Annotated in this window: 27 protein-coding genes; 11 read left to right on the forward strand and 16 right to left on the reverse strand. The window is 49.1% G+C overall.

Going from position 1 to position 26,265, the window contains the following annotated elements; all coding sequences use genetic code 11:
- Positions 1-174 precede the first annotated feature (174 nt).
- Positions 175-810, forward strand: a complete 636-nt coding sequence (locus tag ABDZ76_RS09640) for a DUF1007 family protein (protein ID WP_343805561.1) — start codon at positions 175-177, stop codon at positions 808-810.
- Positions 810-1,901 carry a nickel/cobalt transporter gene (locus tag ABDZ76_RS09645; RefSeq protein ID WP_343804830.1) on the forward strand — a complete coding sequence of 364 codons (1,092 nt, stop codon included), beginning with the start codon at positions 810-812 and terminating at the stop codon, positions 1,899-1,901. The genes ABDZ76_RS09640 and ABDZ76_RS09645 overlap by 1 nt, the downstream gene beginning before the upstream one ends.
- Positions 1,902-1,905: 4 nt before the next feature.
- Here ABDZ76_RS09645 and ABDZ76_RS09650 read toward each other — a convergent pair whose 3' ends face one another.
- From ABDZ76_RS09650 to trhO, 6 genes are all read right to left on the reverse strand, one after another.
- Positions 1,906-2,142, reverse strand: a complete 237-nt coding sequence (locus ABDZ76_RS09650) for a hypothetical protein (protein ID WP_343804832.1) — start codon at positions 2,140-2,142, stop codon at positions 1,906-1,908.
- Between the two features lie 122 nt (positions 2,143-2,264).
- The gene (locus ABDZ76_RS09655; protein WP_343804834.1) at positions 2,265-2,951 is read right to left on the reverse strand and encodes a GNAT family N-acetyltransferase; all 687 of its coding nucleotides are present in this window, start codon (positions 2,949-2,951) and stop codon (positions 2,265-2,267) included.
- Between the two features lie 44 nt (positions 2,952-2,995).
- Positions 2,996-4,087: a molybdenum ABC transporter ATP-binding protein gene (gene modC, locus ABDZ76_RS09660; protein WP_343804836.1), complete on the reverse strand. Its 1,092-nt coding sequence runs from the start codon at positions 4,085-4,087 to the stop codon at positions 2,996-2,998.
- Positions 4,084-4,770 (reverse strand): molybdate ABC transporter permease subunit, encoded by a 687-nt coding sequence (modB, locus tag ABDZ76_RS09665; RefSeq protein WP_343804838.1) that lies wholly within the window; start codon positions 4,768-4,770, stop codon positions 4,084-4,086. Before modB ends, modC begins: the two co-directional genes overlap by 4 nt.
- A complete protein-coding gene (gene modA / locus ABDZ76_RS09670; RefSeq protein WP_343804840.1) occupies positions 4,767-5,516 on the reverse strand; it encodes a molybdate ABC transporter substrate-binding protein in 750 nt (249 codons plus the stop codon). The genes modB and modA overlap by 4 nt, the downstream gene beginning before the upstream one ends.
- Positions 5,517-5,691: 175 nt before the next feature.
- Positions 5,692-6,615 carry an oxygen-dependent tRNA uridine(34) hydroxylase TrhO gene (gene trhO, locus ABDZ76_RS09675; protein ID WP_343804842.1) on the reverse strand — a complete coding sequence of 308 codons (924 nt, stop codon included), beginning with the start codon at positions 6,613-6,615 and terminating at the stop codon, positions 5,692-5,694.
- 232 nt (positions 6,616-6,847) lie between these two features.
- Between trhO and ABDZ76_RS09680 the strand changes: the two genes are divergently transcribed.
- Positions 6,848-7,498 carry an N-acetylmuramidase family protein gene (locus ABDZ76_RS09680; RefSeq protein WP_343804844.1) on the forward strand — a complete coding sequence of 217 codons (651 nt, stop codon included), beginning with the start codon at positions 6,848-6,850 and terminating at the stop codon, positions 7,496-7,498.
- Between the two features lie 54 nt (positions 7,499-7,552).
- Positions 7,553-8,191 (forward strand): 2-dehydro-3-deoxy-phosphogluconate aldolase, encoded by a 639-nt coding sequence (locus ABDZ76_RS09685; RefSeq protein ID WP_343804846.1) that lies wholly within the window; start codon positions 7,553-7,555, stop codon positions 8,189-8,191.
- 39 nt (positions 8,192-8,230) lie between these two features.
- Here the strand turns inward: ABDZ76_RS09685 and ABDZ76_RS09690 are convergent, their stop codons facing one another.
- On the reverse strand, positions 8,231-9,631 hold the full coding sequence (locus tag ABDZ76_RS09690) for an outer membrane beta-barrel protein (RefSeq protein WP_343804848.1): 1,401 nt from the start codon (positions 9,629-9,631) through the stop codon (positions 8,231-8,233).
- Positions 9,632-9,865: 234 nt separating this feature from the next.
- On the opposite strand from ABDZ76_RS09690, the gene ABDZ76_RS09695 reads away from it, so the two are divergent.
- Positions 9,866-10,867 carry a KpsF/GutQ family sugar-phosphate isomerase gene (locus ABDZ76_RS09695; RefSeq protein WP_343804850.1) on the forward strand — a complete coding sequence of 334 codons (1,002 nt, stop codon included), beginning with the start codon at positions 9,866-9,868 and terminating at the stop codon, positions 10,865-10,867.
- 49 nt (positions 10,868-10,916) lie between these two features.
- On the opposite strand, the gene ABDZ76_RS09700 is transcribed toward ABDZ76_RS09695, so the two are convergent.
- The 7 genes from ABDZ76_RS09700 to ABDZ76_RS09730 form a co-directional block, all read right to left on the reverse strand.
- Positions 10,917-11,378: an NfeD family protein gene (locus ABDZ76_RS09700; protein ID WP_343804852.1), complete on the reverse strand. Its 462-nt coding sequence runs from the start codon at positions 11,376-11,378 to the stop codon at positions 10,917-10,919.
- A gap of 27 nt (positions 11,379-11,405) precedes the next feature.
- The gene (locus ABDZ76_RS09705; protein ID WP_343804854.1) at positions 11,406-12,389 is read right to left on the reverse strand and encodes an SPFH domain-containing protein; all 984 of its coding nucleotides are present in this window, start codon (positions 12,387-12,389) and stop codon (positions 11,406-11,408) included.
- Positions 12,390-12,446: 57 nt separating this feature from the next.
- Positions 12,447-13,484: a ferrochelatase gene (hemH, locus tag ABDZ76_RS09710; RefSeq protein WP_374844560.1), complete on the reverse strand. Its 1,038-nt coding sequence runs from the start codon at positions 13,482-13,484 to the stop codon at positions 12,447-12,449.
- A 161-nt stretch (positions 13,485-13,645) separates the two neighbouring features.
- Positions 13,646-14,023, reverse strand: a complete 378-nt coding sequence (omp10, locus tag ABDZ76_RS09715) for an outer membrane lipoprotein Omp10 (protein WP_343804856.1) — start codon at positions 14,021-14,023, stop codon at positions 13,646-13,648.
- 127 nt (positions 14,024-14,150) lie between these two features.
- A complete protein-coding gene (locus ABDZ76_RS09720) occupies positions 14,151-14,843 on the reverse strand; it encodes an aminotransferase class IV family protein (protein WP_343804858.1) in 693 nt (230 codons plus the stop codon).
- Positions 14,795-15,940: an aminodeoxychorismate synthase component I gene (locus ABDZ76_RS09725; protein WP_343805563.1), complete on the reverse strand. Its 1,146-nt coding sequence runs from the start codon at positions 15,938-15,940 to the stop codon at positions 14,795-14,797. Before ABDZ76_RS09725 ends, ABDZ76_RS09720 begins: the two co-directional genes overlap by 49 nt.
- 23 nt (positions 15,941-15,963) lie before the next feature.
- Entirely contained in the window at positions 15,964-17,763 is a 1,800-nt protein-coding gene (locus tag ABDZ76_RS09730; protein WP_343804860.1) for a M3 family oligoendopeptidase, read from the reverse strand.
- A 479-nt stretch (positions 17,764-18,242) separates the two neighbouring features.
- On the opposite strand from ABDZ76_RS09730, the gene ABDZ76_RS09735 reads away from it, so the two are divergent.
- The gene (locus tag ABDZ76_RS09735; protein WP_343805565.1) at positions 18,243-20,030 is read left to right on the forward strand and encodes a peptidoglycan L,D-endopeptidase MepK; all 1,788 of its coding nucleotides are present in this window, start codon (positions 18,243-18,245) and stop codon (positions 20,028-20,030) included.
- Positions 20,031-20,099: 69 nt separating this feature from the next.
- Here ABDZ76_RS09735 and galU read toward each other — a convergent pair whose 3' ends face one another.
- Entirely contained in the window at positions 20,100-20,993 is an 894-nt protein-coding gene (gene galU, locus ABDZ76_RS09740) for a UTP--glucose-1-phosphate uridylyltransferase GalU (protein ID WP_343804862.1), read from the reverse strand.
- Between the two features lie 361 nt (positions 20,994-21,354).
- On the opposite strand from galU, the gene ABDZ76_RS09745 reads away from it, so the two are divergent.
- From ABDZ76_RS09745 to ABDZ76_RS09755, 3 genes are all read left to right on the forward strand, one after another.
- A complete protein-coding gene (locus ABDZ76_RS09745) occupies positions 21,355-22,530 on the forward strand; it encodes a lytic murein transglycosylase (protein WP_374844569.1) in 1,176 nt (391 codons plus the stop codon).
- A gap of 72 nt (positions 22,531-22,602) precedes the next feature.
- Positions 22,603-23,691: an SGNH/GDSL hydrolase family protein gene (locus ABDZ76_RS09750; RefSeq protein ID WP_343804866.1), complete on the forward strand. Its 1,089-nt coding sequence runs from the start codon at positions 22,603-22,605 to the stop codon at positions 23,689-23,691.
- 115 nt (positions 23,692-23,806) lie between these two features.
- A complete protein-coding gene (locus tag ABDZ76_RS09755) occupies positions 23,807-24,856 on the forward strand; it encodes a threonine aldolase family protein (protein ID WP_343804868.1) in 1,050 nt (349 codons plus the stop codon).
- A gap of 68 nt (positions 24,857-24,924) precedes the next feature.
- Here the strand turns inward: ABDZ76_RS09755 and ABDZ76_RS09760 are convergent, their stop codons facing one another.
- The gene (locus tag ABDZ76_RS09760; RefSeq protein ID WP_343804870.1) at positions 24,925-25,404 is read right to left on the reverse strand and encodes an Hsp20 family protein; all 480 of its coding nucleotides are present in this window, start codon (positions 25,402-25,404) and stop codon (positions 24,925-24,927) included.
- A 38-nt stretch (positions 25,405-25,442) separates the two neighbouring features.
- On the opposite strand from ABDZ76_RS09760, the gene ABDZ76_RS09765 reads away from it, so the two are divergent.
- The gene (locus tag ABDZ76_RS09765; protein ID WP_343804872.1) at positions 25,443-25,718 is read left to right on the forward strand and encodes a hypothetical protein; all 276 of its coding nucleotides are present in this window, start codon (positions 25,443-25,445) and stop codon (positions 25,716-25,718) included.
- A gap of 26 nt (positions 25,719-25,744) precedes the next feature.
- Positions 25,745-26,119 (forward strand): hypothetical protein, encoded by a 375-nt coding sequence (locus tag ABDZ76_RS09770; RefSeq protein ID WP_343804874.1) that lies wholly within the window; start codon positions 25,745-25,747, stop codon positions 26,117-26,119.
- Positions 26,120-26,265: the final 146 nt, after the last annotated feature.

Raw genomic sequence — 26,265 nt, forward strand, 5'->3', positions numbered from 1 at the left:
CAACAAGAACGCGGCAATACAAAATGTCAGAAAATGGGTTGAGTTTTTAAAACACCAGCCTCACTTCTGCCGCGTTCAACACGTTTGATATGCGCCTTCTTTCAGGATTCCTTCATGCTCAGCTTTCTTCTGCGGAACACAAGTTCAACACCGTTTTTTACCGGTTTTATCACGATGGTTGCCGCTTCCACGATGACGGCGCTTCCCGCGCATACCCACCCGCATGTTTTTGCTGATGCACGGCTGGAATTATCCATTGATAAAGACGGCATGGTCGAGCATTTAGCCCATGTATGGCGCTTTGATGATGTGTTTTCCAGCACTGTTCTGATGGAATTTGACAAGAATGGCGATCTCATTCTTGATCAAGGCGAGCTCGACACTTTGTCGAAAACAATCGGCGATTCATTACAAGAGTTCAACTATTTCCAGACCATTATGGACAACGGCAATGATGTCAAAATGAATGAGCCAACGCATTTGCGTGCTGATTTTATTGATAATCAACTGCTGATTATTTTCGAAACCAAACCGGCACAGCCTTTGAATATCAAATCCGGTCATGTGGTCAGCTTCGGTATTTATGATCCGACCTTTTATACAGCCATTGATTTTCTCACCGATGAAGACCTGCATGTCGATGGCCTGCCAGAAGGGTGCCATGCAGAGGTCGTGCGCCCAGATCCTGATGAAGCACTGGCGCAAAACCAAGGCACATTAACAGACGCCTTTTTCAATGACCCAATGGGGACTAATATGTCAAAAATATTCGCCACCCGTTTAGAGTTAAGCTGCGGAGCCAAGAAGTAATGCCGCAGAAACGTCTCTTTTATACACTCAGCCTGCTCCTCCTCATTGCCTCCTCCCAATATGCTTTGGCACAATCTTCGCTTGGTATCGGCAGTAATGAAGCAGCCTTAACACCCACCGGCCCGTTCGCACATCTGATCCTGTGGCTCAACGAGCAACAACGCGCTTTCTATCTGGCGATGACCAATGCTTTGAAAGCCATGCGTGAAAGCCCATGGAATGCGCATATTCTCATCGGTATTTCTTTTGTTTACGGCGTGTTTCACGCAGCCGGCCCCGGCCATGGCAAGGCGGTGATTTCTTCTTATATGATAGCCAATGAAACCGCTTTGCGACGCGGCATTTTACTATCCTTCATCTCATCGCTGTTACAGGCTTTGATGGCGATATTCGTCGTAGGATTAGGCTGGTTTGTGCTGCGTGGCACCGGCATCAGCATCAATGACACTGCCCGTTTCATGGAAGTTGCGAGTTTCGGGCTTATTATGTTGTTTGGCTTCTGGTTGCTCTGCCGCAAATTACCAGTGCTGATCAAAGGCAATCCGCAAACCATCAGCCCTGTGGTGGCAGTCCCTGAAACCGCTATCGCGACAAGCTCGCTTTCAACTGCTGCACAACAACAAAGTTTTGGCAGCGCCAAACCGGTGCGCCTCAATTACAGCGCCAGCAAAGCGCAAGAAACCGGTTTTGATCATGCTTTTGTCGGCAGTGAATTAAACTGCGCTGCCTGCGGTCATGCCCATATGGCTGACCCGTCACAATTAAGCGGTGATTTCAACTGGAAAACCGCATGGTCGGCGATCATGGCTGTGGGTTTGCGCCCCTGCTCGGGCGCTTTGATTGTGCTGACTTTTGCCGTTTTAAACGGCCTGGTAGTCGGTGGTTTAATTTCGGTTTTTGCAATGGCCTTCGGCACATTCTTAACCGTTGCAGCGCTGGCAACACTGGCGGTAACCGCTAAAAATGTCGTCCTGAAACTGATGGGACATAAGGCCATGTCCTTCCGTGTTCAGGCTTTGATTGAAGTGGGGGCAGCACTGCTGATTACCCTTGTCGGTGCTTTGCTATTTGCCGCGGCCTTGACTGGATAAAAAACTATTTCTGGCTGCGGGCACGGAGCCAGAAAACACCAAAAAATGCCAAAACAAAAAGCACTGCGAAAACGGCCGCAGCTACCAGTGAATATTCACCGAGCCACAGCATAATCGGCGGCAATAAATAGCCGAAAAACGCAAAGCCAAACATGATGCAGGCAGCAGCAATAGCAGGCCCCTGCCATTCAGGCTTTGTTTTGTTGTTCTGCTGCACTTTGCCAGACTGTTGCTTGTTCATTATCTCTCCTCCGGCAAGGGCATAAAATCATGCGTCAAGCAGATGCCAATATTGGCAGGCCTGCTTATAACTTGGCCTGCCATTTTCTTGCATGATTGGGTGGCTCAGAGCAAGCTCCTTCTTCAGGCGCTTTGTTCCGCCTTAATAAAGCTTTCCAACTTGCGGATCTGCTCACCGTTTTCATTAAAATTATCAGGATTGAGCCAAGCCTGATAAGCACGCTTCAAAGCCGGCCACTCACTATCGATAATTGAAAACCACGCACTGTCGCGATTAAGGCCTTTGGCAACCATATGTTGACGGAATATGCCCTCAAACGTGAAGCCAAAACGCAAAGCCGCGTGTTTTGACGGCTCATTATCATTGTTGCACTTCCACTCATAACGGCGATAGCCCAGCCCGTCGAACACATATTGCATAAACAAATATTGTGCTTCTGTTGCCCCGCGTTGACGCGAAATGGCAGGCCCCCAATAGATATTGCCAATTTCAATCACACCATATTGCGGCTCAATGCGCATCAAAGCCTGCCGTCCGGCAACCAAGCCTGTTTTCTTGTCAATGACAGCAAAAAATATCGTTTCCGTATTGGCTGCACTTTGCTCAAGCCAAGGCGTGAAAGCTTCACGGCTTGCCGGTGGTTGATCAAACAAATAACGAAAACGCTGATCGACATCAGCGACCGACGAGGCAGCGTAAAGCTGATCGCCATGGCGTTCGACATCTAATGGTTCCAGACGAACATATTGCCCGTCCAAAATTATGCGTTGCGGTTTTTCACGCGGCGTCCAGTTCGTCAAATCAGTCATTTCATATGCTCCAGCTGTTTTTAAAATGGAGCAATAAAACCGCATTAACGCAATGCGGTTCTATCAACTGAAACGGCTTTCACCATCGCATAAACATCATCGCCCGCTTGCAATGACAAATCTGCCACGGATTTGCGTGTCAATCTTGCTCCCATTTGCTGTCCAGCATAGGAAAGTGTGAGACGTGCAAAAGAGCCGCTTTCGTCATTAATAGCGGTGATTTTTACCGGCAGTATGTTGCGAATGCTTAAACCTTCCGGCTTGTTACGCGCGATCGACACATCACGCTCACGAATGCGCAATCGCAGCCGCATCCCCTTCTCCACACCCTGATCGGTAATCTGAAAAGCAGTGCCGTTCAGATCAATCGTTGCGATCTGATAGGCCGCATCGTAATCTGTCACTTGACCTTCCAAAAGCACCCCGCTGCCGTCACCCTGATTATCAATCAGCGGGAAAACCTTAGCCACAGGGCCGCTTGCCACCACATTTCCACCCGCTAAAAGCACCAGCGTATCGGCAAGACGCGCCACTTCATCAATCTCATGGCTGACATAGACAATCGGCACGCCGCTTTCATCACGCAGCATTTCCAAATAGGGCAAAATTTCCTGCCGCCGCATCCGGTCAAGCGAGGACAAGGGCTCATCAAGCAGTAACAATGCCGGATCAGACAGAAGCGCCCTGCCGATTGCCACGCGCTGGCGCTCCCCGCCTGACAAATGTGTTGGTTTGCGGGTGAGCAGATTTTCCAGCCCCAAAAGTTGCACAATATCATCAAATGAGCGCGAAGCCCGTCTTTTGTCCGCCCCCCACCTTTTGCCAGCCCAACGCGCATAAGTGAGATTACGGGCAACCGACATATTAGGAAAAAGCCGCGCATCTTGAAAAACATAGCCGATACGGCGTTTTTCAGGGGGTAGAAAAATGCTTTTTTCTTTGTCAAACAGCACATGATCGCCTATGGCAATGCGTCCTGAAGCGGGGCGCAATGTGCCGGAAATCATCTTCAACAAGGTGGTTTTTCCAGCGCCTGAATGACCGAACAAAGCAGTTACGCCCTGATCGGCGGTAAAATTCGCTTTCACCGGAAAAGCGCCATTAAAACCGGTAAGCGAAACAACAAGACCCGTCATTTTGCACCTGTCGACAATTTGCGCTGCAACCATTCGGACAATATCACCGCACAAATAGAAAGGGCTGCCGAAACCAAAATGAGCTTAAAGGCTGCACTATCGCCGCTTGGTGATTGCAACAAAGAGTAAATCGCCAAGGACAATGTCTGTGTTTGCCCCGGAATGTTGGAAACAAATGTGATGGTTGCACCAAACTCGCCAAGCGCCTTGGCAAAGCCAAGCACCGCGCCGGCAATAATACCGGGTAAAAGTGCCGGTAAAGTTACCGTGCAAAAACTCATCAACCAGCTTGCACCCAATGTGCGCGCTGCTTCTTCCAAGCCTTGATCAAGGTTTTCAATCGACAATCTGATCGGGCGAACCAGCAGCGGAAAGGCCATTGTTCCGGCCGCCAATGCAGCACCCGTCCAGCGGAAGGAAAAGCTCACCCCCAGCCATTCCTGCAAAGGTGCACCAAGCGCCCCTTTGCTGCCGAATAAAATCAGCAATAAATAGCCCGTCACCACCGGCGGCAAGACCAGCGGCATGGTGACCACGGCCTGCACAAAGCTTTTGCCCGGAAAGTTAAACCGTGCCAACACCCAAGCAACTGCAAAGGCCAATGGCAATGCGAACAGGATCGCGGTTAAGGCGATCCTGAGCGACAGAGCTATAATCTGCCAATCTTGTGGTGAAAGATTCACTGACCTGTCTCAGCCGCCTTGACGAAACCTTTATCTGCGATGATTGCCTGTCCGGCATCGCTCTCCAAAAATGCCAGAAAAGCCTTGGCTTCATCATTTGCACCTTTGACCAAAGCGGCCGGATAAAGAATGGCTTTGTGGCTATCGGCCGGAAAACGATAGGCTTCCACCAGATCAGTTGTCACCGCACGGTCGGACGCATAAACAATCGCCGCATTGACCTCATCACGGCTGACATATTGCAAGGCCACGCGCACATTTTCAGTGAAAACAGCATTGCCTTCAATTTTGCCCCAGATGTTCAAATGCTCAAGCGCTGCCTTGCCATATTTACCGGCTGGCACATTGGACGGATCGCCCATCGCAAAACGTGCGCCTAACAGCTTTTCCAGATCACTGTCAGCTTTATCTTTTTGAGTGGCAATCACCAGCGCATTGCCTGCAATAACGACGCGTGATTCATCTTCAATCAGCTTGCGCTCTTGCAGATAATCCATCCAGTCGAGATCGGCAGATACAAAGATTGATGCAGGCGCGCCCGCTTCCACCTGTTTGGCCAAAACAGACGATGCCGCAAATGATGCAACAACATCAATGCCGTCTTTTTCTTTGAATTGTTTGGCTGCTTCTTCAATCACATCTTTCATGCTGGCTGCGGCAAAAACAGTTACCTGCTCGGCGGCAGACGCCCAAGATGTCACCAAACAAGACAAAGCCACGGCACAGCTGAATAAAATTTTCTTCATTGATCTCCACCTCGGAATGCTGGCAACAGCACCCCTCTCCCATTATCAAGATTAAACCACCGTTATATTCTTAGCGATATAATGAACTAAGCATAAAATCTGTGCTTCACCAAACAAAAAAAGCTCCCCGAAGGGAGCTTTGATCTTTTAAGCAATGATGCAGATAAAACCTCTCTTAGCTGCCAATGTGACGGGCGCGACCGTGTTTTTTCGCCAGCATGATTTGTTTTTCGCGTTCGGCATAGCGGGCACGATCTTCATCGGTGCGTTCGTCATAGCAAGCCTCGCATGAAATGCCGTGCTTAAATTTCGGTGACAGCTTGTCTTCCGGCGTAATCGGTCGGCGGCAAGCGCGGCAAAGTTCGATATCGCCTTCCACCAGACCATGGCCAACCGATACGCGCTCGTCAAAGACGAAACATTCGCCTTCCCACATGCTTTGTTCAGCCGGAATATCTTCCAGATATTTCAAAATGCCACCTTTGAGATGGTAAACATCATCAAAGCCCAAGCCTTTGACAAAAGCCGTTGCTTTTTCACAGCGGATACCGCCCGTGCAGAACATCGCGATTTTTTTGCCCTCCAGCTCATCACGATGTTGCTCCACCCATTCCGGAAATTCGCGGAATGTTGTGGTGCAGGGGTCAATCGCACCTTCAAAAGTGCCGATCGCATATTCGTAATCATTGCGCGTATCAACGAGAATGGTGTTCTCGTCGCTGATCAGATCATTCCAGTCTTCAGCTGCCACATAGGTGCCAACACTTTGCAGCGGATCAATACCTTCGACACCCATGGTGACGATTTCGCGCTTCAGCTTAATCTTCAGGCGATAGAACGGCAGCTTGCTGGCGGTCGAATATTTAAGCTCCAGACCTTTAAGCTCGGGAATCGCTTCAATATAATCGATAAGTGCCGCAATACCTGCTTCTGTACCTGCAACCGTGCCGTTGATGCCTTCGCTTGCAAGCAGCAGCGTGCCTCTGACATCGTGCTTGTTGCACAATTCAGTCAAAGGTTCGCGCAACGCCTCAAATTGCGGCAGTTTCGCAAATCGATAGAGTGCGGCAACGGTAAAAACGGGTGCAGACGTGTTCATATTTTTCAGTGCCAGTTCGATTTTTTAATGCAAGGATTGCGTCAGACATTCTTAATTGTCGCAAAATATCTCTAACGCATTGATTTTAATCAATAGTCACGTTCCATCCATAAAACGTGCTTGTTTCTGCCTCTGACGTAGCGCTGAAAAGCACAATTTTCAAGCTCACATTTATCCCCCACCTGCCAAGATAGACGACAATGGTCTTTTTCAAGCCAGAAAAGGAACCTCAATGTTTAACAAGGATACAATCAACGCAGTTCTGACAATCGCTTTTGAATATCAGCTTGATCCGGCGGCTTTGCTGGCTGTTGCCGAAATTGAATCAGGCGGCAAAACCGCTTATCTGGTCAATGGAAAATTTGAACCGGCAATCCGGTTTGAAGGCCATTATTTTGACCGCAGACTAACGGGCTCAATCCGTGAGCGGGCGCGCACGGAAGGTTTGGCACATCCCTCAGCTGGAAAAATCCGCAATCCTGCCAATCAAACGGCTCGATGGGCACTGCTGGAACGCGCCATAAAAATTAACCGGAAAGCCGCGCTCGAATCAACCTCATGGGGCTTAGGGCAAGTGATGGGCGCCCATTGGCAGTGGCTGGGTTTCAAAAATATTGATGCTCTTGTAGTCCTTGCCCGCAGTTCTGTCTCCGGCCAGATCATGCTGATGACACGGTTTATTCTCCAATCCGGTTTGCAGCAAAGCCTGCATAAACAAGACTGGGCGCATTTTGCCAAAAGCTATAATGGGCCGGCTTATGCCAAAAACCAATATGACCTGAAGCTCGAAGCCGCCTGGATCGGCTGGAAAATCCGTCTGGCTCATGAAATGCCGCGGCTTGAAACCAGTATCAGTGTAGACAAACCCATCCCAGCCATTTAAATCGGTTCGTATAAATTTGCAGATGCGGAACAGTTCATAACCACCGGAGCTCACATGTCTCAAAAGATCGATCTTCTCAAGCCAGTGCTTACAGGCCAGCCGGTCATTCCGGTTTTGCTCATCGAAAAGGTAGAACATGCGGTTCCGCTTGCGCGTGCGCTTGCTAAAGGTGGTTTGCCTGCCATTGAAATAACGCTTCGCACCGCTGCTGCACTGCAAGCAATCAAAGCTGTGGCCGATGAAGTGCCGGAAGCCATTGTTGGTGCTGGCACAATTCTGGATGCAAAAAACTATCAGGATGCAGTGGCCGCAGGCTCACGCTTTATCGTCAGCCCCGGCGTTACCCGCAATATCCTCGATGCTGCCAATGATAGTGCCGTGCCATTATTGCCAGCCGCCATCACACCAGGCGAAATGCTGAGCCTTCGTGATGAAGGCTACCGCTATTTGAAATTCTTCCCTGCCGAACAATCCGGTGGTGCAGCATTTTTGAAAGCCATGTCTTCGCCATTGGCTGATCTTTCGTTCTGCCCGACCGGCGGCATCAGCCTTGCCAATGCCAATAATTATTTGAGCCTGCCAAATGTGATTTGCGTGGGTGGCTCATGGGTTGCACCACAAAATCTGGTTGAAGCCGGAGATTGGGATGCCATCACCAAGCTGGCCAGCGATGCCTGCAAGCTAAAAGCTTAAAACTAACAACGAAAAAGCCCTGAAAATTCAGGGCTTTTTTTATCGCTGCAATTTCATGCCGACATAAATGCTGTTGGAACGATAATCGCGTGAAGCCAGATCGCTTTTCATCTGTTCATGACGCAGGCGCGCATTGAGCGCTACAAAACGGTTAATCCAATAGGTCGCGCCAATTTGCGCACCATACATATAATCAAAGCCGGTATTATCTTTATTATCGCGGATACGCGTATCAAGCCCTGCTGTCAGCATCAGGTTGGAGCGAATATTATGGTTCACTTCAAGGCTTGCCAGATATAAGAGCGAGCCACTGACATTGGCCGTTGTCGCCCCTTCCACAAGGGTGCGGGCATTGAGTGCCACATCCGTGCCACGGCGCGGCGACCAGTTCACAAGCGCATTAAACGCCAATCCATCCACATTGCGCAAACGATCATCATCCAGTTGCGCGCGTAAATAACCGACCGATAATTCACCGTTGAATTTCTCGCCCAGATCAAACATTAGCCCTGCATTGGCAGCATATTGATTGCCGCTGCGCTGAAAACCATTGTGATCATATTTGTCATCATAAATACGCTTGCCAGCCTCAACCTCAACAAAAGGCTTCAACGCGGCCGACACCTGAAAACCACCGCGAAGCTTCGCACTGACATAATTATTATTGCGGTCACTTTGGCTGATACTACCACCGCCGATCAAATCCGCATCGCCGTAAAAATTACGCTCAAAGCGTGCATCAGCACGGCCAAAAAGCAGGTTTCCTTCGCGCTCAATGCCGACAGTGCCGCTCAATGTGTGAAAAAGCGGGTTTTCATCAGCAACATCCAGACTGTTTGGACTGGAAGCACTTTCACGGCGCAACATATAATCAAAACCCAAATTCAAACGGCTTTGATTATCCAGATCAAGACGCAAGCCACTGTTCAGAAGCAAAAACGGCTCTGATACATCATCGCCGGAAATTGTTTTGATCCAATTGCCCGTCAGATTTAAAAATGCCGCATGGCGCGGTAAATCAGTTTGAATATCCATGCGCAATTGCGTCTCTGACAAAACCGCATTTTTACCGCTACTGCTGTTTTTGGAATTGCTGGTGGCACGTAAGCCCTGCTCCAGCGACGGGCGCAACATAAAGTTACCGCTGCGGATACCAAGCGGTGCAAAAGGATTTGCTTCCGGCCTTCCGCCCAAACCCTGTTCCGGATTTTGCGGCAGATTTTCGCGGCTCGCACGGCTGGGCTCTTCATCCTCATTCTGGATAAAGCGTCCCGCTTTCGTGCTTTCCCAAAAGCCTGGTTCTTCAAGCACTTGGGGCAGGTTTTGAGCAAAAACAAAGCTTGATGAACCCGCCAAAAAAGCCACAAGCAGAGCCAGCTTCAGTGGCACTTTGCGCACTGAGCCTTTCAAGCCAGTCGTGTTTTTTCGCGTTTTAACCATCAAAGCATTCTGCAAACCGGTCAATTCATGGTTTATAAGATCTAACTCTTTATGGTTAATATTCAGTTGCAGGATTTTCTGCGGAAAAATAATTTAAATAATAATTTGAATATGTTGCCTGATATATATCTTTACAAATACCTATATGGGAGAAAAGCAGTTCACGCAGGCGCGTGAACTTCTGCATGCTTTATTATTGGACAAACCCACACGAAAAGCTTATCGGTTCAGACCATGCAAGACTTGATCAGACCTTCCGTTAAAGACGATGCCGAGGCAGCTCTTGCTTCCGCATTAAGAACCCTGAACACCGAGAAAAACGGTTTGTCGGCGCTTGAAGAAGCCCTACAAAACGGCCTCGCGGCACCTTTTGCCGAAGCTGTCAGAGTGATCGGCGCCAGTAAAGGGCGTCTTATTGTAACCGGTATCGGCAAAAGCGGCCATGTCGGTTCCAAGCTGGCGGCAACATTTGCCTCCACCGGTACTGCCGCGTTTTTCGTCCATTCTGCCGAAGCCAATCATGGCGATCTTGGCATGATCAGCTCTGACGATGTGATTCTCGCCCTTTCATGGTCGGGTGAAACAGCAGAGCTTAAAGGCGTTGTGCAATTTGCCACCCGCTACCGCATTCCGCTGATTGCCATCACCGCAGGTGAAGATTCAGCCCTTGGCCGCGCCGCGACCACATGCCTGCTGATGCCGCGTGCCACAGAAGCCTGCCCGCATGGCTTAGCACCTACCACCTCAACTTTGATGCAGCTTGCCATCGGTGATGCACTGGCAATTGCCCTGCTTGAAGCCCGCAACTTCACCCCAGGTGATTTCCGCACCTTCCATCCGGGCGGTTCATTGGGGGCAAGCCTGACCCATATCAAAGAAGTCATGCATAAAGGCGATAATATCCCAACCGTTCCGCTTGGCACATTGATGCCGGAAGCGATGAAGGTTCTTTCACATAAGCGTTTTGGCTGTGTGGCGGTTCTGGATAGTGACGGTTTGCTGGCAGGTATTGTCACCGAGGGTGATCTGGCGCGTAACCTGCACCGTAATCTGTCGGAACTCAGCGTTGATGATGTGATGACCCGCTCACCGAAAACGGTCAGCCCGAAAGCATTGGTCAGCAGCGCGATGAGCATTTTGGAAGAGCACAATATCAGCGTGCTGATTGTAACAGAAGAAAACCGCCCTGTCGGTGTTATCCACTTCCACGATTTGCTGCGCATTAAAGCCGCATAAAACAAAAAGCCCGGGAAACCCGGGCTTTTTTATTTGTCTCCTGAAAGCCTTATACCAGTGGTTCCACCACCAAAGTGCCCTGATCAAAAGCGGTAATCAGCACAGATGTGCCAGCTGGCATATCAGCGCCTTTAACGCGCCAGATCGTATCATTGATTTTCAATCGGCCATGACCGTTGACAACGGCTTCAATCAACACAGCACGCTGACCAACCAATTGATCACCACGACGATTGAGCAATGGCTGGTCAACTTCGCGCTTGCTGGAGCCGAAAAACCGACGTCCAACCAGCGGAAAGATAACCGACAAAACCAAAAACACTAACAGCGACACCTGCCAGCCAAGTCCGAGTGCACTGCCAAGCAAAAGCACAAAAGTGCCGGTGACAAGAGCAGCAGCACCAAACCATACCAGAAAGATCCCCGGCAACAGCACTTCCAGAACAAGCAGAATAAGCCCCAGAACGATCCAGCTCCAATGGCCTGATTGCTCAATCAAAGTCACAATCATGATCTGCTCCTGTTCTGAAACAATGGCTTATTTCTTGCCAGTGGATGGAACCGAACGACCACGCTGAGGAGCTGGATCATTCGTATTATCATCGCTGCCGGAACCAAAAACTTCCTTGGCAATCGCGCCAATACCACCGAGCGAGCCAATCAATGAGCTTGCTTCCAATGGCATCATAACGATCTTATTGTTCTTGGAACTGCCGATCTCTATCAAAGCTTCAGTATATTTCTGTGCGATGAAGTAGTTGATCGCCTGCACATTGCCGTCGGCAATCGCATCGGAGACAAGCGAAGTCGCTTTCGCTTCCGCTTCAGCCAGACGTTCGCGGGCTTCTGCCTCACGCCATGCAGCTTCACGCTTACCTTCAGCCTGCAAAATCTGTGCCTGTTTCAAACCTTCAGCACGTAAAATCTGCGCATTACGGTCACCTTCAGCTTCCAGCACCTGTGCACGTTTATCGCGCTCGGCCTTCATCTGTCGACCCATGGATTCGATCAGGTCTTTCGGCGGGTTGATGTCTTTGATCTCAACGCGGGTCATTTTAATGCCCCATGAATGCGCCGCATCATCCACCACGTGCAACAAACGCTCATTGATAGTGTCGCGGTTGGAAAGCAGTTCATCGAGATCCATCGAACCCATGACTGTACGGATATTGGTCATGGTGAGGTTAAGGATCGCATAGTTCAGATCAGAAACTTCATAAGCCGCCTGTGCTGCATTCAGTATCTGATAAAAAGCCACACCATCAACGCTCACTGTCGCATTATCACGGGTAATGACTTCTTGTGTCGGTACGTCCAGCACCTGCTCCATCATATTAAGCTTGGCGCCGATACGATCAAAGAAAGGCACGATCAGGTTAAGACCCGGTGCGAGTGTGCGGGTGTAACGACCAAAGCGCAACACCGTAAAATGATAGCCCTGCGGTACAGTTTTTACGCCGGCAAACAGCGTAATCAGTACCAAAAAGCCAAGAATAACCAATACGATATCAAAACCAGTCATCGTAAAACCTTTTTAAACAGCCTCTGCATGCAAGATGCAGAGGCTCAACAATTAGCTTTATACCCAGCCTTGCAATTCACGACGCACCAGCGTCTCAATAACTTTCATACCATCTTCTGTGTCATTAAGGCACGGAATATGGCTGAAATTAACGCCACCGTTTTCATGGAATTCTTCTGCGGCTTCATTGCCGATTTCATCAACGGTTTCGAGGCAGTCTACCACAAAGCCCGGATTAAACACGGCCATGGATTTGACACCCTGTTTGGCAAGTTCCACAACGGTTTCATCCGTATAAGGCTGCAACCATTCTTCCGGCCCGAAACGCGATTGGAAGGTGCTGCGATATTTTTTATCATCATAGCCCAAACGCGCCTGCAACAAACGTGATGTTTCGTAGCATTGCTCCGGATATGGATCGCCCTTTTTGGCATAGCTCTGCGGAATGCCATGATAGGAGGCCAAAATCACTTCCGGTTCAAAATCAAGACTGGCGACATGCTTCTCAATTGAGCGCGCCAAAGCTTCGATATAAACCGGTTCCGTCTGATAAGAAGGCACCACCCGCACCGCAGGCATGAAGCGTTTTTTCATCAGAGCTTCAAAGAACTTGTCATTGACGGTCGCGGTGGTAGTCGCAGAATATTGCGGATAGAGCGGGAACATCACAATACGTTCACAGCCCTGCGCCAATAATTTATCGGTCACGCTTTCAATAGAAGGCTGGCCGTAACGCATCGCCCAATCAACAATGACGTTGTCGTGATCTTTCAGCGCTTCCGCCAGTTTCTCACTTTGGGAGCGCGTATAGGTGCGCAGCGGCGATTCATTCTTTTCGCGATTCCAGATACGGGCATATAAAGCACCGGATTTTTTCGGACGTGTCATCAACACGATACCATAAAGAATCGGCAACCAAATTGCGCGCGGCCATTCGATGACGCGCTTGTCTTTCAAAAACTCAGCCAGATAACGACGCATTGGCTTATAATCAGTACCATCCGGCGTTCCCAGATTAACAAGCAGCACGCCCACTTTGGGTGGCGGCACCTGCTCAATATCCGGGTTGATGTAAGCTAAATCATTCACGCTCATTGTCTGTCTCCTGTATTGCCGGAAAACTAGACCAATCCGGACAAATTTCAATAGCGCCCCGAGCCGATCTGGTAAATATGCTAATCTTTACACATTCATCCAATTAAAAAGCCGCCCTTTTGATGGAGCGGCTTGATAAAATTCAGTCAAACGCTTGAAACTCAAGCGCTGCGCTGCAACGAGAACTGCGCACCGGCAGAAGATGTGCAATTGAGCTGGCTTTGTGAAACCATCGCGCAGTTCACTTTAGAAACCGTGCCACGTACCAGCGAGCGCATTTCAATTTCCACCAAACGCGGTGACTGATAGCGATAGCTGCCTTCAGCCAATTTTTCGTTGGTATCAGTCGTACGCGTAGTGAAAACACCACCGTTAAAGCTGGAGGTAATGCCGTTGGCATCAACCCAATTGCCATCAATACCGGCTGCATTGGCTTGCGGAGCAATACCGCCGCCATCATAAATCGGTGCCTGCGTCTGACAAGCTGCGACAGAGAAACCCAGCGCGGCGAGTGTTGCAATAGTGCGGAAGCGTTTCATTTTATGCTCTCCCGAAAAAAACTTCATGTGTTGATGATACCAAATTCATTACAAAACAAGACCTCTTTTTTAAGGGGCATGCCTGTGTTGCAGTTCTGCCGCACCGCTTTAAGCGTGACGAAGAGCCTTATACTGTCACGAAAGAACAAGGCAAGTCAGCTTTTATCATACCACGTAATGAATTGCCGACGAAAATTTTATCCGCATTCAAGAGATCATCTAAAGTTAGAACCGCTTCAGTGACGATCTTTTTACGCAGTAATTCTTCACGCAAAACCCCGGCCAGCAACCCGCAAGAAAGTGCAGGCGTTACGCAAGCCTTATCCCCTCTATCTAAAAATACTGTCGTAATTGTGCCCTCGCACAATTGCCCAAGGTCATTAAACAGCAAAACCTCGTCGACTTCCTCGCGTGAAAATTCTTCACGCGCAGCGACATAAAGCTCGCGTCTGGTGGTTTTGTGGCTGAGCAACGGATCATCATGACAAAGCGTTGTTTTAGCAATACCAAGCCGCCAAACGGTTTCTGCAGGCAGCGCTTCAAAAGGCGCCGTCTCAATATCAATCACACCATCAGGATCAAGCGTCAGACGCACACGTAAAGCTTTGTTGCCCTGCCCTTTAGCTGCCAGTTGGCGTCTGACTGCCGGCATATCTAACGGAAAACCCAAAGTGCGGGCGGAATTTTCCAACCGTTCCAGATGCAGTTCCAGCCGTAAAAAATCTGCATCAGGTTCATAACGCAGTGTTTCAATGAGCTGGAAAGCCGGCTTCACTGCTGCAATTTCTGATCCATCACATAACGGGCTTTCAACAGACATTCTGCATATTCCTCCTCTGCGGTTGAATCAAAGATAACACCGCCTCCGACATTTAAAATAGCCTGTCCGTCGTCAAACAGCGATATGGTTCTGATTGCCACATTGAAGCGCATCTCACCACTGGGCGCAATCCAGCCAAGTGAACCGCAATAAATATCACGCGGGCTTTGTTCCAATGCTCGCAATATACGCATCACACTGATTTTGGGGGCACCGGTAATGGAACCACAGGGAAAAAGTCCGGCAAAAATATCGCGTAATTTCAAATCCGGTTTTAACCGTGCCCGCACACGGCTGATCATCTGATGCACGGTTTCAAAACGCTCAACCGCAAAAAGTTCCGGCACATCAAGGGTTCCGGTTTCGCTGATCAATGAAATATCATTGCGCAGCAAATCAACAATCATCCGGTTTTCAGTTTGATTTTTCGGATCATTTTTCAAAAAATCACGCCAATAATCATCTTCTTCAGCAGTTTTACCGCGCGGGGATGTGCCTTTCATCGGATGAGTTTCAATCCAGCCTTCTTTATCCACTTCGAAAAACAATTCCGGAGAGCGCGAAAGAATAACCGGTGCAGCGCTTGATGCTCCAAAATTACAATAACAGGCATGGCCAACCTGCTGACGTTTCGACAATTCATTAAAAAGAGCATAAGGATCACCATCCCATTGCGCTTTGATCGGAAAAGTCAGATTGCCCTGATAGCAATCACCAGCGCGCAAATGACAATGTAATTGCTCAAATTTTTGGCGATAGTCTTCCAAAGTCCATTGTGGCTGAAAATCATAAATGCGTGCCGCATCACCGGCTGGCATGAGCGGCATATCAACCGGCTTTTCAAAAACACCAAAGGATAAAAGCGGCGCTTTTCGCCCCTCAGGCAGGCTTTGCCGCAATTGCGGCTCTAATAAATAGCCCGCCTCATAAGACAAAAATCCGGCAAGCCAAAATCCGTCCTCATGGGCTTGCTGGCAAGCTTGAAAAGCGGCCTCAAACGCCTGCGGTTCATTGGCTTCAATCATAAAGCGAGGAGCCGCGAAAGATATTTCGCGACCCTTTTTCTCGTCTCTAAAAAGAATAACGGGGTCGTTCATCATTTAAAACAACACTTTACCGCTTAATTCTCCATTGCTTCCAATTCATCGATGATCGATTCAATCACTGACAGGCCTTTCTGCCAGAAATTAGGATCAGTCGCATCAAGGCCGAAAGGTGCAAGCAATTCACTATGATGTTTGGTGCCGCCTGCCTTCAACAGATCGAAATACTTCTGTTGGAAGCCTTCTTCCGCATTTTGATAAACCGCATAGAGCGAGTTTACCAAACAATCACCGAAAGCATAAGCATAGACATAAAACGGTGAGTGGATGAAATGCGGGATATAGGTCCAGAATGTTTCATAACCCGGATTGATATGAACCGCTTCACCTAAGCTTTCGTGCTGAATTTCAATCCAGATTTCACCAATGCGCTCAGCCGTTAATTCGCCCTGCGCACGTTCGGTATGAACGCGGCGCTCAAACTGATAAAACGCAATCTGACGCACAACCGTATTGATCATGTCTTCGGCTTTTTGCGCCAGCATAGCTTTGCGCTCACGCTTATCAGTGGTTTTAGCCAGCAATGAGCGGAAAGTCAGCATCTCACCAAAGACCGATGCGGTTTCAGCCAAGGTCAAAGGCGTTGACGCCATCAAAGCGCCCTGACGCGCCGCCAGAACCTGATGCACACCATGACCAAGCTCATGCGCCAAAGTCATCACATCACGCGGCTTACCCATATAGTTAAGCAACACATATGGATGAGCAGAAGGCACAGTCGGATGGGCAAATGCACCCGGCGCCTTACCTGCACGTACTGGTGCATCAATCCAGTTTTTATCAAAAAACTCTTGCGCAATATCAGCCATTTCTGGTGCAAAACCACGATAGGCCGAAAGCACTGTTTCACGTGCTTCATCCCAGCTGATCAGCGCCTGCGGAGTTTCGGGCAATGGCGCATTGCGATCCCAGTTTTCCAATCGTTCGAGGCCGAGCCACTTGGCTTTCAAAGCATAATAACGATGTGAAATACGCGGATAAGCATCGGTCACAGCTTGTGCCAAAGCATCAACCACTTCGCGCTCAACGCGGTTGGCCAGATGGCGGCTGTCGGCAATATCTTCAAAACCGCGCCAACGATCAGAAATTTCTTTATCTTTGGCAAGCGTGTTGGTGATCAGCGTAAAGACACGCATATTGGCCGCAAAGGTTTTAGCCAAAGCGTCAGACGCCGCTTTACGCACCGCACCATCGGCATCCTGCAACATGTTCAAGGTTGGCTCAATCGCCAGTTCCTGACCATTTACCTCAAAGCGCAAAGACGACATGGTTTCATCAAACAAGCGATTCCATGCGCTATAACCGGTCACCGACTTTTCATGCAGCAAATGCTCAATGCGGTCTTCCAGCTGGTATGGTTTATCTTTACGCAGATCCACCAGCCACGGACGATAATGGCCGATAGCCGGATTATTGTCGATCGCTTTATCCAGCACCACATCATCAATGCGGTTGAGTTCCAGCGTGTAAAAAATCAGTGGTGTGCTGGCATCGGTCAGTTTCTGCTGCACATCACCATAAAGCTTGGCGCGGTTTGCATCACTGGTATCGCCATAATAATAAAGGCCGACATAAGAACCGATGCGCCCCATCAATTCGCTTAAATTTTCATAAGCCTGAATGCTGAGGGCAAAATCACCGCCATTGGGCTTCAACAATTCTTCATTAAGCTTACCTGCCCAGCGCTGTTCAAAAGCCTTGGCATCGGTAAAGCACTTTTCGATATCACGCGACAGTTCCGGCGCATCAGGACCCTTATAAAGATCATCCAGATTCCATTCAGGTAAAAGGCCGAGTTTACTGTTTGCACCACTCATTGAGGGTCTCCTGTGATCGATTCCATTGAAGGCAGATAAGGCCATCGTCTTCTTGTTCAAGCCTTACACTGCTTCGTCTGATTGTTGAGCAAAATTAATCATTTTCTCAGTGATTCGCACAAACTATGCCCCGTCAACGGCTTTTTCTGGCCATAGAAGCGCATTTGACGCAGGCATTTCGATTTTTTCTTAAAAATAATGTTGTACCCTGTAAATCATGGCATTTCAGGCAAAAACACTGGTAAATTGCGGCGAAATCCTGTTAATAGTTTGTTAACTACAGCGAAAATAGATGCTGAACTGTGTCTTTTTCGCCATAGTACCAACGCAATTAATGTTCACTAAGCCTCCATTAACCAATAAATCCGATACTGGTCAGTGATCCGACTGGAAGAACGGTAAGGCTATACGAATTGATGGACAGCACCTTGATTATCAAAACGGGATATAACCGCATCAAAGCAAAATTTCTGCGCTGCATGATTGCAGGCGCAGCTTTCGCGGTTACTGCTACAACAGTTATGATGCCAAATGTTGCCTCGGCTGAAACGCGCAGTCTGAAACTCTATTATGTGCATACCGGCGAGCGCGCCGAAATCACATTTAAAAAAGACGGCCGCTACCTGAAAGACGGTCTGCAAAAGCTCAATGTATTTTTGCGTGACTGGCGCCGTAACGAGCCGACGAAAATGGATCCCCGTCTGTTCGATCTCGTCTGGCAGGTTCATAAAGCGTCCGGCTCATCCAATTATATCACTGTCGTATCCGCATATCGTTCTCCGGCCACCAACTCCATGTTGCGCTCCAAAACCAGCGGTGTTGCTAAAAACAGCCAGCACACGCTTGGTAAAGCCATGGACTTCTTCATTCCGGGTGTACCACTGACCAAATTGCGTCAATTGGGTATCCGCTATCAGATTGGTGGTGTTGGTTATTATCCTAAATCCGGTTCGCCATTTGTGCATCTGGATGTCGGCGGTGTTCGCGCATGGCCGCGTATGAGCCGCAAAGAATTGCTTGCCCTCTTCCCCGATGGTAAAACCGTTCACATTCCTTCCGATGGTAAACCTCTGCCTGGCTACAAACAGGCTTTGGCCGAAGTAGAGCGTCGTAAATCTTCTGGCGGCGACATCGTAGTTGCCAGCGCAGCACCATCCAAAAAACGCAACAATAACACACTGTTTGGTGCATTATTTGGCGGCGGCGCTGATGAAGAAGAGGACGTAAGCGAAGACAATATCCGTGCAGCGACACCCGCACGCCGTCCGGCCACTGCCACAGCTGCACCGCGTCCTTCTGCTCCAACAGCACCGGCTGTCGTTCCAACGCCTGCGCCAACTCCGGCTGAACCTCTGATTGCAGCCCTGCCAACACGTAATGTGCCGCTTCCTGTCGGTGCACCGCGTCCGGCAGCTCCGGTTGCAGCCGTACCAGCAGCACCAGTTCAGCCGGCAGAGCCTGAAAATATTCCTTTTGCCGTTGCAGCTGCACCAGTGGAAGCACAGAATAATGCAATCGCACACAGTATCATTCCGGTTCCGGCGCGTCGCCCTGCCACTGCTGTTGAAAATGCTATTGCAATGGCAGCAGCAATCGATACGGAAACACCTGCTGATAATGTCGCGCCGACAATGCTGACCGGTTTTGTACCGGTTCCTGCGAACCGCCCGGCAAGCCTTTCAGGTGAAGTGCAAATGGCAGCTGCATCCAACAATGATGCGATTGCCGATCTGCTCAAAAACGACCAGACCGCCACCGCTGCACCTGTACCGGCAAATCGCTCGGCCAGCCAGCAAGTTGCAGCCCTGTCTTCTTCGCAGGGTGAGCTGATTGCACCACCTGCCGACGATGATTTTGCACCGGCTAAAGCAGTACCGGCAACCAAACCAGTTGCTCCGGCACAGCAACCAGCCGTGGTTGCACACACAGCACCAAAGAATAATGTTCAGGTTGCAAGCCTCAATACGCAGTCACGCACAACTGCAAAATCGGCAAAGCCAAATGCACATGGTGCAAAAGCTAACAAGGCGGCTATTGTTCAGCCTGCAACAGCACCGGTTTCACAATTGGCGATGTCGTCTGAATCGGTTGCCAATGCTGTACCTGTCACCAATCCGGTTTTACGTAATGATGCAATGCGTGAAGCGCCAGCCATGGTTTATACCGCTGGCTTCCAGCGCGATATTCCAACGACAGACCGCGCCCATAGCTTCAGCGGTCAGGCAGTTACCTTCCTTTCAGTTGCCAAGTTTAAAACTGCCAACTGATCATAAAATCACAAACGAAAAAGGGGCTCTTAAGCCCCTTTTTTTATGCCTGTCATCAAGGTGAACTGATCATTTTGCCTTGATTGTCTTGAGCAAATGCTCAATCGAATATTCGACATTCGGCCGGATATCATTGCGCCACAAAGCAAAAGCCACATTGGCCTCAATGAAACCTTCTTTTGAACCGCAATCAAAAGTCAGTCCCTGATAATTGAAACCATAAAACTTCTGTTCATCAGCCAGTTTCAGCATCGCATCAGTGAGCTGAATTTCGTTGCCCGCACCTTTTTCCTGCTTGCTGAGCAGATCAAAAATTTCAGGCTGCAAAATATAACGACCATTGATGTAAAGATTGGAAGGTGCGGTGCCTTTTGCCGGTTTCTCCACCATTTTGGTAATTTCAAAACCATTGGCAACGCTCTCGCCCTGCCCGACAATTCCGTATTTATGCGCGTCTTTCGGATCACATTCCTGCACAGCAATAATATTGCCGCCGGTTTGTTCATAAAGCGCGACCATATCAGCTAAGCAACCACGTTCCGACTGCATCACCATATCAGGCAGCAGCAGCGCAAAAGGCTCATTACCAACCAGTTCGCGTGCGCACCAAACGGCATGACCAAGCCCTAACGGCACCTGCTGACGGGTAAAACTTGTCGTACCAGGCTGCGGCTGCAACTGTTGCATATGCTCCAGTTCTGCTGTTTTGCCACGTTCCTGCAAGGTAGTATAAAGCTCAACCTGAGCATCGAAATAATCTTCGATAACCGCTTTGTTACGCCCAGTGACAAAGATCAAATGCTCAATACCGGCTTCACGCGCCTCGTCGACAACATATTGAATAACCGGCTTATCAACCACCGTCAGCATTTCTTTCGGGATGGATTTGGTCGCAGGCAAAAAGCGCGTTCCCAAACCAGCAACCGGAAAAACAGCTTTACGGATTTTTTTCACTGAACTCATGCCATTCCTCAGTTATCAAACAAACAGCGTTTCGATTAGACTTAGCCTATTATATAAGGATTTCTACTACTTAATGGTAAAATGCGATTATTCAGCACTTTGTTCCATCACTTTAAATATGCGCCTTTAACACTAGATCGTGTCCGGCTCTTAAACTTCATACGAAAACGAATTATTTTCAATTTTCAGGTGCATGGTAAACTAAATGCTAACCAGCATATGTTAAAACCTGCTAAAGTGAGGTCACACAGGCTTCATCCGTTTGACAGCCCCTAAAAGAGAAGGGAAACACAGAAACATGCTGCGATTTCCATTCACAGTGAAAACAGTCTCTAAAACGAAATTAGCGTTTTCCGGCGCGATGCTGGCTATTTTAATGGGATTATCAACTGCGCCCGCTTCCGCCGACGCAAAATTTCGTCAGTGGGTCGCAAGTTTTCGCACAACCGCCATTCAAAATGGTGTCAATGCGCGCATTTATGATCAGGCTTTTGCCGGTGTGAATACGCCAGACCCGGAAGTTTTGCGCAAAGCCCGTTATCAGCCGGAATTTGTCGACCCAATCTGGAACTATATCGATAATCGTGTGAACGAACAGTCGGTTGCCACCGGTCAGGCAATGGCACGTAAATGGGGCCCGTGGCTGCAACGGATTGAACAGCGTTTTGGTGTTGACCGTAACATCTTGCTTGCCATCTGGTCGATGGAGAGCAATTACGGTGAAATTCTCAAGCGCGATGATGTGATGATGGATACTATCCGCTCACTGGCAACGCTTGCATATGCGGATCCAAAACGCGGCAAGTTCGGCCGCACCCAGCTCATTGCTGCAATGAAAATTTTACAAACCGGCGATATTGATCGCAAACATCTGTCTGGTTCATGGGCAGGTGCTTTAGGCCATACCCAGTTTATTCCGACAAGCTATCAAGCTTATGCTGTTGATATGGACGGCAATGGCAAACGCGACATCTGGAACTCTGTCCCAGATGCCTTGGGCACAGCCGCCAATCTGCTGGCACGCAATGGCTGGCAACCAGGTCAAACATGGGGTTATGAAGTCATTCTGCCTGCGGGTCGCAAATTCCCGTCCGGTTCGCTGACTGTTGCCGAATGGGAAAAATTGGGTCTGAAGCGCGCAAATGGCCGCCCGTTCCCGCGTCCAAATGAAAGCGTTACATTACGCGTTCTTGATGGTCGTGAAGGCCCTGTTTTCCTGATGGCGAAAAACTTCTCAGTCATCAAACGCTATAATAATGCCGATAAATATGCGCTGGCCGTTGGCTTGCTGGCAGACCGTATCGGTGGTTATCAGGGCTTGGTACGTGACTGGAACCGTCCATTCACACCGATCACCATGAACGAGCGTGAAGAGCTGCAAAACCACCTGAAAGCGCTTGGCTATTATGATGGAAAAATTGACGGCAAGATCGGCTCAAGCTCACGTTCTGCGATTGAGGCTTTCCAAAAGCGCAATGGTTTGAGTGCAGACGGCCATCCAAGTAAAGAAGTCTTGAACGTCCTACGCAGACGTTAAAACACCATGTTTCGTTTGCTTAAAACGGCCCGCTACAAAGCCACGCTGACATCTATTTTGTCGGCGGGGCTTATGGTTTTTCCGCTTCTTTTACCTCAATCAACCCCTGCTCACTCACAAACACTTTTCGACATGCTGTTTGGTGAAAAAAAAGCGGCTCCTCCCGCGCCGCCTGCGCAAAAGAAACCAGCGCCACAGCGTCAGGTGCGCCCGAAAAAACCGGCACCACCGGCACCTCGCAAACCATCTGCCGCACAAATTCCCATTCCTATCCCTGCACCCAAACAACTGGTGCAAAAACTGGATGACGCCAATAATGTGCTGGTGCTGGGTGATTTCTCAAGCTCCGGTCTGGCAGACGGTCTGATGGAAGCTTTTAGCGACAACCCGTCTGTGCAGATCAGTGATTTATCCAATGGTTCTTCAGGATTTGTGCGTCAGGATTATTATAATTGGAATCAATCCATTTCCACATTACTTGAACAGGAAAAGCCAGCTGCTGTTGTTATGATGATTGGCGCGAATGACCGCCAAGTGATGGATTCAAATGGTAAAATCAGACTTTTTGCCAGCGACGAATGGAAAGCAGATTATAAGTCTCGCATTGAGAACTTTACCAAAACTGTGCAAGCTGCCGGCTATCCGCTGATCTGGGTGGGGCAACCGCCCTATGCCGCACGCGCCATGTCCAAAGATATGTTGGCGCTTAATGAAATATATCGTCAAACGGCTGAAAAAGCCGGGGCAAGCTTTGTCGACATATGGGATGGCTTTGCCAATGAAGACGGCGATGTGGTCATTACCGGCCTTGATATTAACGGGCAAGAAGCACAATTGCGCAGTCCCGATGGTATAGGTCTTACCACCGCAGGTAAAAGAAAACTGGCCTTTTATGTTGAAAAGCCGTTGCGCAAAATTTTAAGCGATAGTGAACAACAGGATGAACCGGCAGCAACATCCAGCAGCGAAGCTGTCTCCACTGCACCATCCCGTATAGACCGTGTTCCTGCCGTCAGCTTACGCGACTATGGTGCCGACCATAGTGGCATTTTACTTGGCAGCGCACCCGCCCCTGCCCAACCAAATGCGCACAAACACGATAATCCTTACAGCCCCTATCCAGAGCGCGCCGATTATTTTCGTTCCATCACGAATAAATGATCATAAGCTTATAGAAGCTCTGGACGGCTTTCATTTGCCAAGGCATAACACTTGGCAATACGTGCCGGAAGGCTGATACAACCGGCAATCAAGCCTGATATATATGGAGACAACCTTGCATTTTGCATCCGATAACTGGGCAGGCGCTCACCCGACCATTGCAGAAAGTCTCGCACAACATGCCGGTGGTTTTGCTGCCGCTTATGGCAGTAGTGAACTCGACAAAAAGGTTGAACAGCGCTTCAATGAATTATTCGAACGCGAAGTCGCCGTTTATTTTGTTGGCACCGGCACGGCTTCCAACTCGCTCGCGCTCGCCAGTGTCAACCGCCCGGGCGGCGTCACCCTTTGCCACCGTGAAGCGCATGTGATTGAAGATGAATGCGGTGCACCGGAATATTTTACCGGTGGTGCGCGTTTACATCCTGTCGACGGCGCCCATGGCCGTATTGATCCAGCTAATCTGCGCAAAGAGCTCAAGCGCTTCAATCCGGCTTTTATTCATGCCGGACAGCCGATGGCAGTGACCTTCACACAAGCCACAGAAGTCGGCACGCTTTATTCGCTTGACCAGATTGCCGAGCTTTCATCCATTTGTAAGACGCATAATCTGCCGCTGCATATGGATGGCGCGCGTTTTGCTAATGCGCTTGTCTCGCTTGATGTGTCGCCTGCCGAAATGACATGGCGTCAAGGCGTTGATATTGTTTCTTTCGGCGGCACCAAAAACGGTTGCTGGTGTGCAGAAGCGCTTGTTTTCATGAACCCTGACCGCGCCAAAGACCTGCCGTTTATCCGTAAACGTGCAGCGCAACTCTTCTCCAAAACCCGTTTTATCGCGGCACAATTTGACGCCTATTTGCAAGATGATTTGTGGCTGGATCTGGCACGCCACTCCAATAAGCTTGCGCAAAAACTGGCAGCCCATATTGATGCTTCATCGCAAGTGCGTCTGGCTTGGAAACCACAAGCCAACGAAGTTTTCGCAATCATGAAACAAACCACTTATGACCGTTTGCAAAAAGCGGGCGTTATTTTCTATGATTGGAACCCGCCGCATTCCGAAGCAGATAAAATCAGTGAAGGGGAAATCTTCACTCGCTTTGTCACCAGCTTTGCCAATACGGAAGCAGAAGTTGACCAGTTCGGCGCTCTGATTGCTTAAATAATAAAAATGACAATAAAAAAACGCCCCGATGACATCAGCCATCGGGGCGTTTTTTTAGTGGCTTATTAATGCTTGGACGAATTTACATTCGCTTCAATCTGCGTGCCATTAGGTGAGCCTTGGGTCACCTCAATTTTGCGCGGTTTCATCTGTTCAGGAATTTCTCTGATCAGATCAATATGCAGCAAGCCGTTTTTCAGGCTGGCACCGGAGATTTCCACGAAATCCGCAAGCTGGAAACGACGCTCGAAAGCACGAGAAGCAATGCCGCGATAAAGCACTTCGCCAGCATTTTCGCCCTGATCTTCAGCCTTTTGACCCTTCACGGTCAGCTGGTTGCGATGGGCTTCAATTTCGAGTTCGTTTTCAGAAAAACCGGCCACAGCCATGGTGATACGGTAATTATTTTCGCCTGTGCGTTCAATATTATAAGGCGGATAGCTCTGCGCGCCTTCTGCTGGCTGCGCCAGTGAATCGAACATGGAAAACAGACGGTCAAAACCGACAGTGGAGCGGTAGAGTGGAGAAAAATCTACGTGACGCATGAGTAAAGCCCTCCTTAAGAGCGACAAAGTTTGCGTAGTTGGCGGCAGAACTCCCGATGTGGCGAATTCTTCTTGCCGGTAGCCCCTTAAGTGGCGGCTACAACAATGATGTGGGAACCGGTTTTAAGCTTTTCAAGTCTCTCGAAGGCCAGATTTTTTTACAAAGAATTTTCATTACAAAAAACACATATCCGGCAGATGAACATGAAATGAACAAGGACTTCTGCTTTCATTCAGACAGCAGCTTTTATATTGGCATCATCAACAAGACGGGCAAGCGACCTCCAAAATGCCCAACCATCGTAAAGCCTTAAACATTTGAAGCTGAAGGACATTGAAGATGAAAAAAGCTCTTATCACTTTTGCAGCCCTTGCCACTATCGTCACCGGTTTCTCGCTGCCAGCAGCTGCGGCTTCCACCAATGAGCTCACCGTGCAGGTTCATTCTTCATGGAATGATCATGGCCGCCATAATCAGCGCCATGGCTGGAAAAAGCAGAACAACTACCGTCATCAGATTATGCATCCGGGCGAAGTGAAAAGAATGCTGCATCGTCAGGGCTATCGCACCAACGATATCCGCCAGCAGCGCGGTGATTATTATGTCCGTGCCCGTAACCATAAAGGCCGTCAGGTGATGCTGATCGTCAACGGCTATAATGGCAAAATTGTTGGACAGCGTTACATCGGCCGCCCGCATTTTACCCGCACATAAGTTTTCGTTGCCTGATAACGTCCCTTATCAGGTAACTAAACCACCGGAGCGAATAGTTTTTCTATCCGCTCCGGTTTATTTTTTAAAAAAACAAGCTAAAATCCGGTTGAGTTTCACTGGTTGAAAGCTTGGCAATATTTCATTTC

This window comes from Paenochrobactrum glaciei (genome assembly GCF_039522165.1).
Lineage (GTDB): Bacteria > Pseudomonadota > Alphaproteobacteria > Rhizobiales > Rhizobiaceae > Paenochrobactrum > Paenochrobactrum glaciei.

Coding starts and splice junctions, on each gene's coding strand:
- ABDZ76_RS09640 (WP_343805561.1), top strand. CDS start 175: ATGGTTGCCGCTTCCACGATGACGGCGCTTCCCGCGCATACCCACCCG.
- ABDZ76_RS09645 (WP_343804830.1), top strand. CDS start 810: ATGCCGCAGAAACGTCTCTTTTATACACTCAGCCTGCTCCTCCTCATT.
- ABDZ76_RS09650 (WP_343804832.1), bottom strand. CDS start 2,142: ATGAACAAGCAACAGTCTGGCAAAGTGCAGCAGAACAACAAAACAAAG.
- ABDZ76_RS09655 (WP_343804834.1), bottom strand. CDS start 2,951: ATGACTGATTTGACGAACTGGACGCCGCGTGAAAAACCGCAACGCATA.
- modC (WP_343804836.1), bottom strand. CDS start 4,087: ATGACGGGTCTTGTTGTTTCGCTTACCGGTTTTAATGGCGCTTTTCCG.
- modA (WP_343804840.1), bottom strand. CDS start 5,516: ATGAAGAAAATTTTATTCAGCTGTGCCGTGGCTTTGTCTTGTTTGGTG.
- trhO (WP_343804842.1), bottom strand. CDS start 6,615: ATGAACACGTCTGCACCCGTTTTTACCGTTGCCGCACTCTATCGATTT.
- ABDZ76_RS09680 (WP_343804844.1), top strand. CDS start 6,848: ATGTTTAACAAGGATACAATCAACGCAGTTCTGACAATCGCTTTTGAA.
- ABDZ76_RS09685 (WP_343804846.1), top strand. CDS start 7,553: ATGTCTCAAAAGATCGATCTTCTCAAGCCAGTGCTTACAGGCCAGCCG.
- ABDZ76_RS09690 (WP_343804848.1), bottom strand. CDS start 9,631: ATGGTTAAAACGCGAAAAAACACGACTGGCTTGAAAGGCTCAGTGCGC.
- ABDZ76_RS09695 (WP_343804850.1), top strand. CDS start 9,866: ATGCAAGACTTGATCAGACCTTCCGTTAAAGACGATGCCGAGGCAGCT.
- ABDZ76_RS09700 (WP_343804852.1), bottom strand. CDS start 11,378: ATGATTGTGACTTTGATTGAGCAATCAGGCCATTGGAGCTGGATCGTT.
- ABDZ76_RS09705 (WP_343804854.1), bottom strand. CDS start 12,389: ATGACTGGTTTTGATATCGTATTGGTTATTCTTGGCTTTTTGGTACTG.
- hemH (WP_374844560.1), bottom strand. CDS start 13,484: ATGAGCGTGAATGATTTAGCTTACATCAACCCGGATATTGAGCAGGTG.
- omp10 (WP_343804856.1), bottom strand. CDS start 14,023: ATGAAACGCTTCCGCACTATTGCAACACTCGCCGCGCTGGGTTTCTCT.
- ABDZ76_RS09720 (WP_343804858.1), bottom strand. CDS start 14,843: ATGTCTGTTGAAAGCCCGTTATGTGATGGATCAGAAATTGCAGCAGTG.
- ABDZ76_RS09725 (WP_343805563.1), bottom strand. CDS start 15,940: ATGAACGACCCCGTTATTCTTTTTAGAGACGAGAAAAAGGGTCGCGAA.
- ABDZ76_RS09730 (WP_343804860.1), bottom strand. CDS start 17,763: ATGAGTGGTGCAAACAGTAAACTCGGCCTTTTACCTGAATGGAATCTG.
- ABDZ76_RS09735 (WP_343805565.1), top strand. CDS start 18,243: ATGATTGCAGGCGCAGCTTTCGCGGTTACTGCTACAACAGTTATGATG.
- galU (WP_343804862.1), bottom strand. CDS start 20,993: ATGAGTTCAGTGAAAAAAATCCGTAAAGCTGTTTTTCCGGTTGCTGGT.
- ABDZ76_RS09745 (WP_374844569.1), top strand. CDS start 21,355: ATGCTGGCTATTTTAATGGGATTATCAACTGCGCCCGCTTCCGCCGAC.
- ABDZ76_RS09750 (WP_343804866.1), top strand. CDS start 22,603: ATGGTTTTTCCGCTTCTTTTACCTCAATCAACCCCTGCTCACTCACAA.
- ABDZ76_RS09760 (WP_343804870.1), bottom strand. CDS start 25,404: ATGCGTCACGTAGATTTTTCTCCACTCTACCGCTCCACTGTCGGTTTT.
- ABDZ76_RS09770 (WP_343804874.1), top strand. CDS start 25,745: ATGAAAAAAGCTCTTATCACTTTTGCAGCCCTTGCCACTATCGTCACC.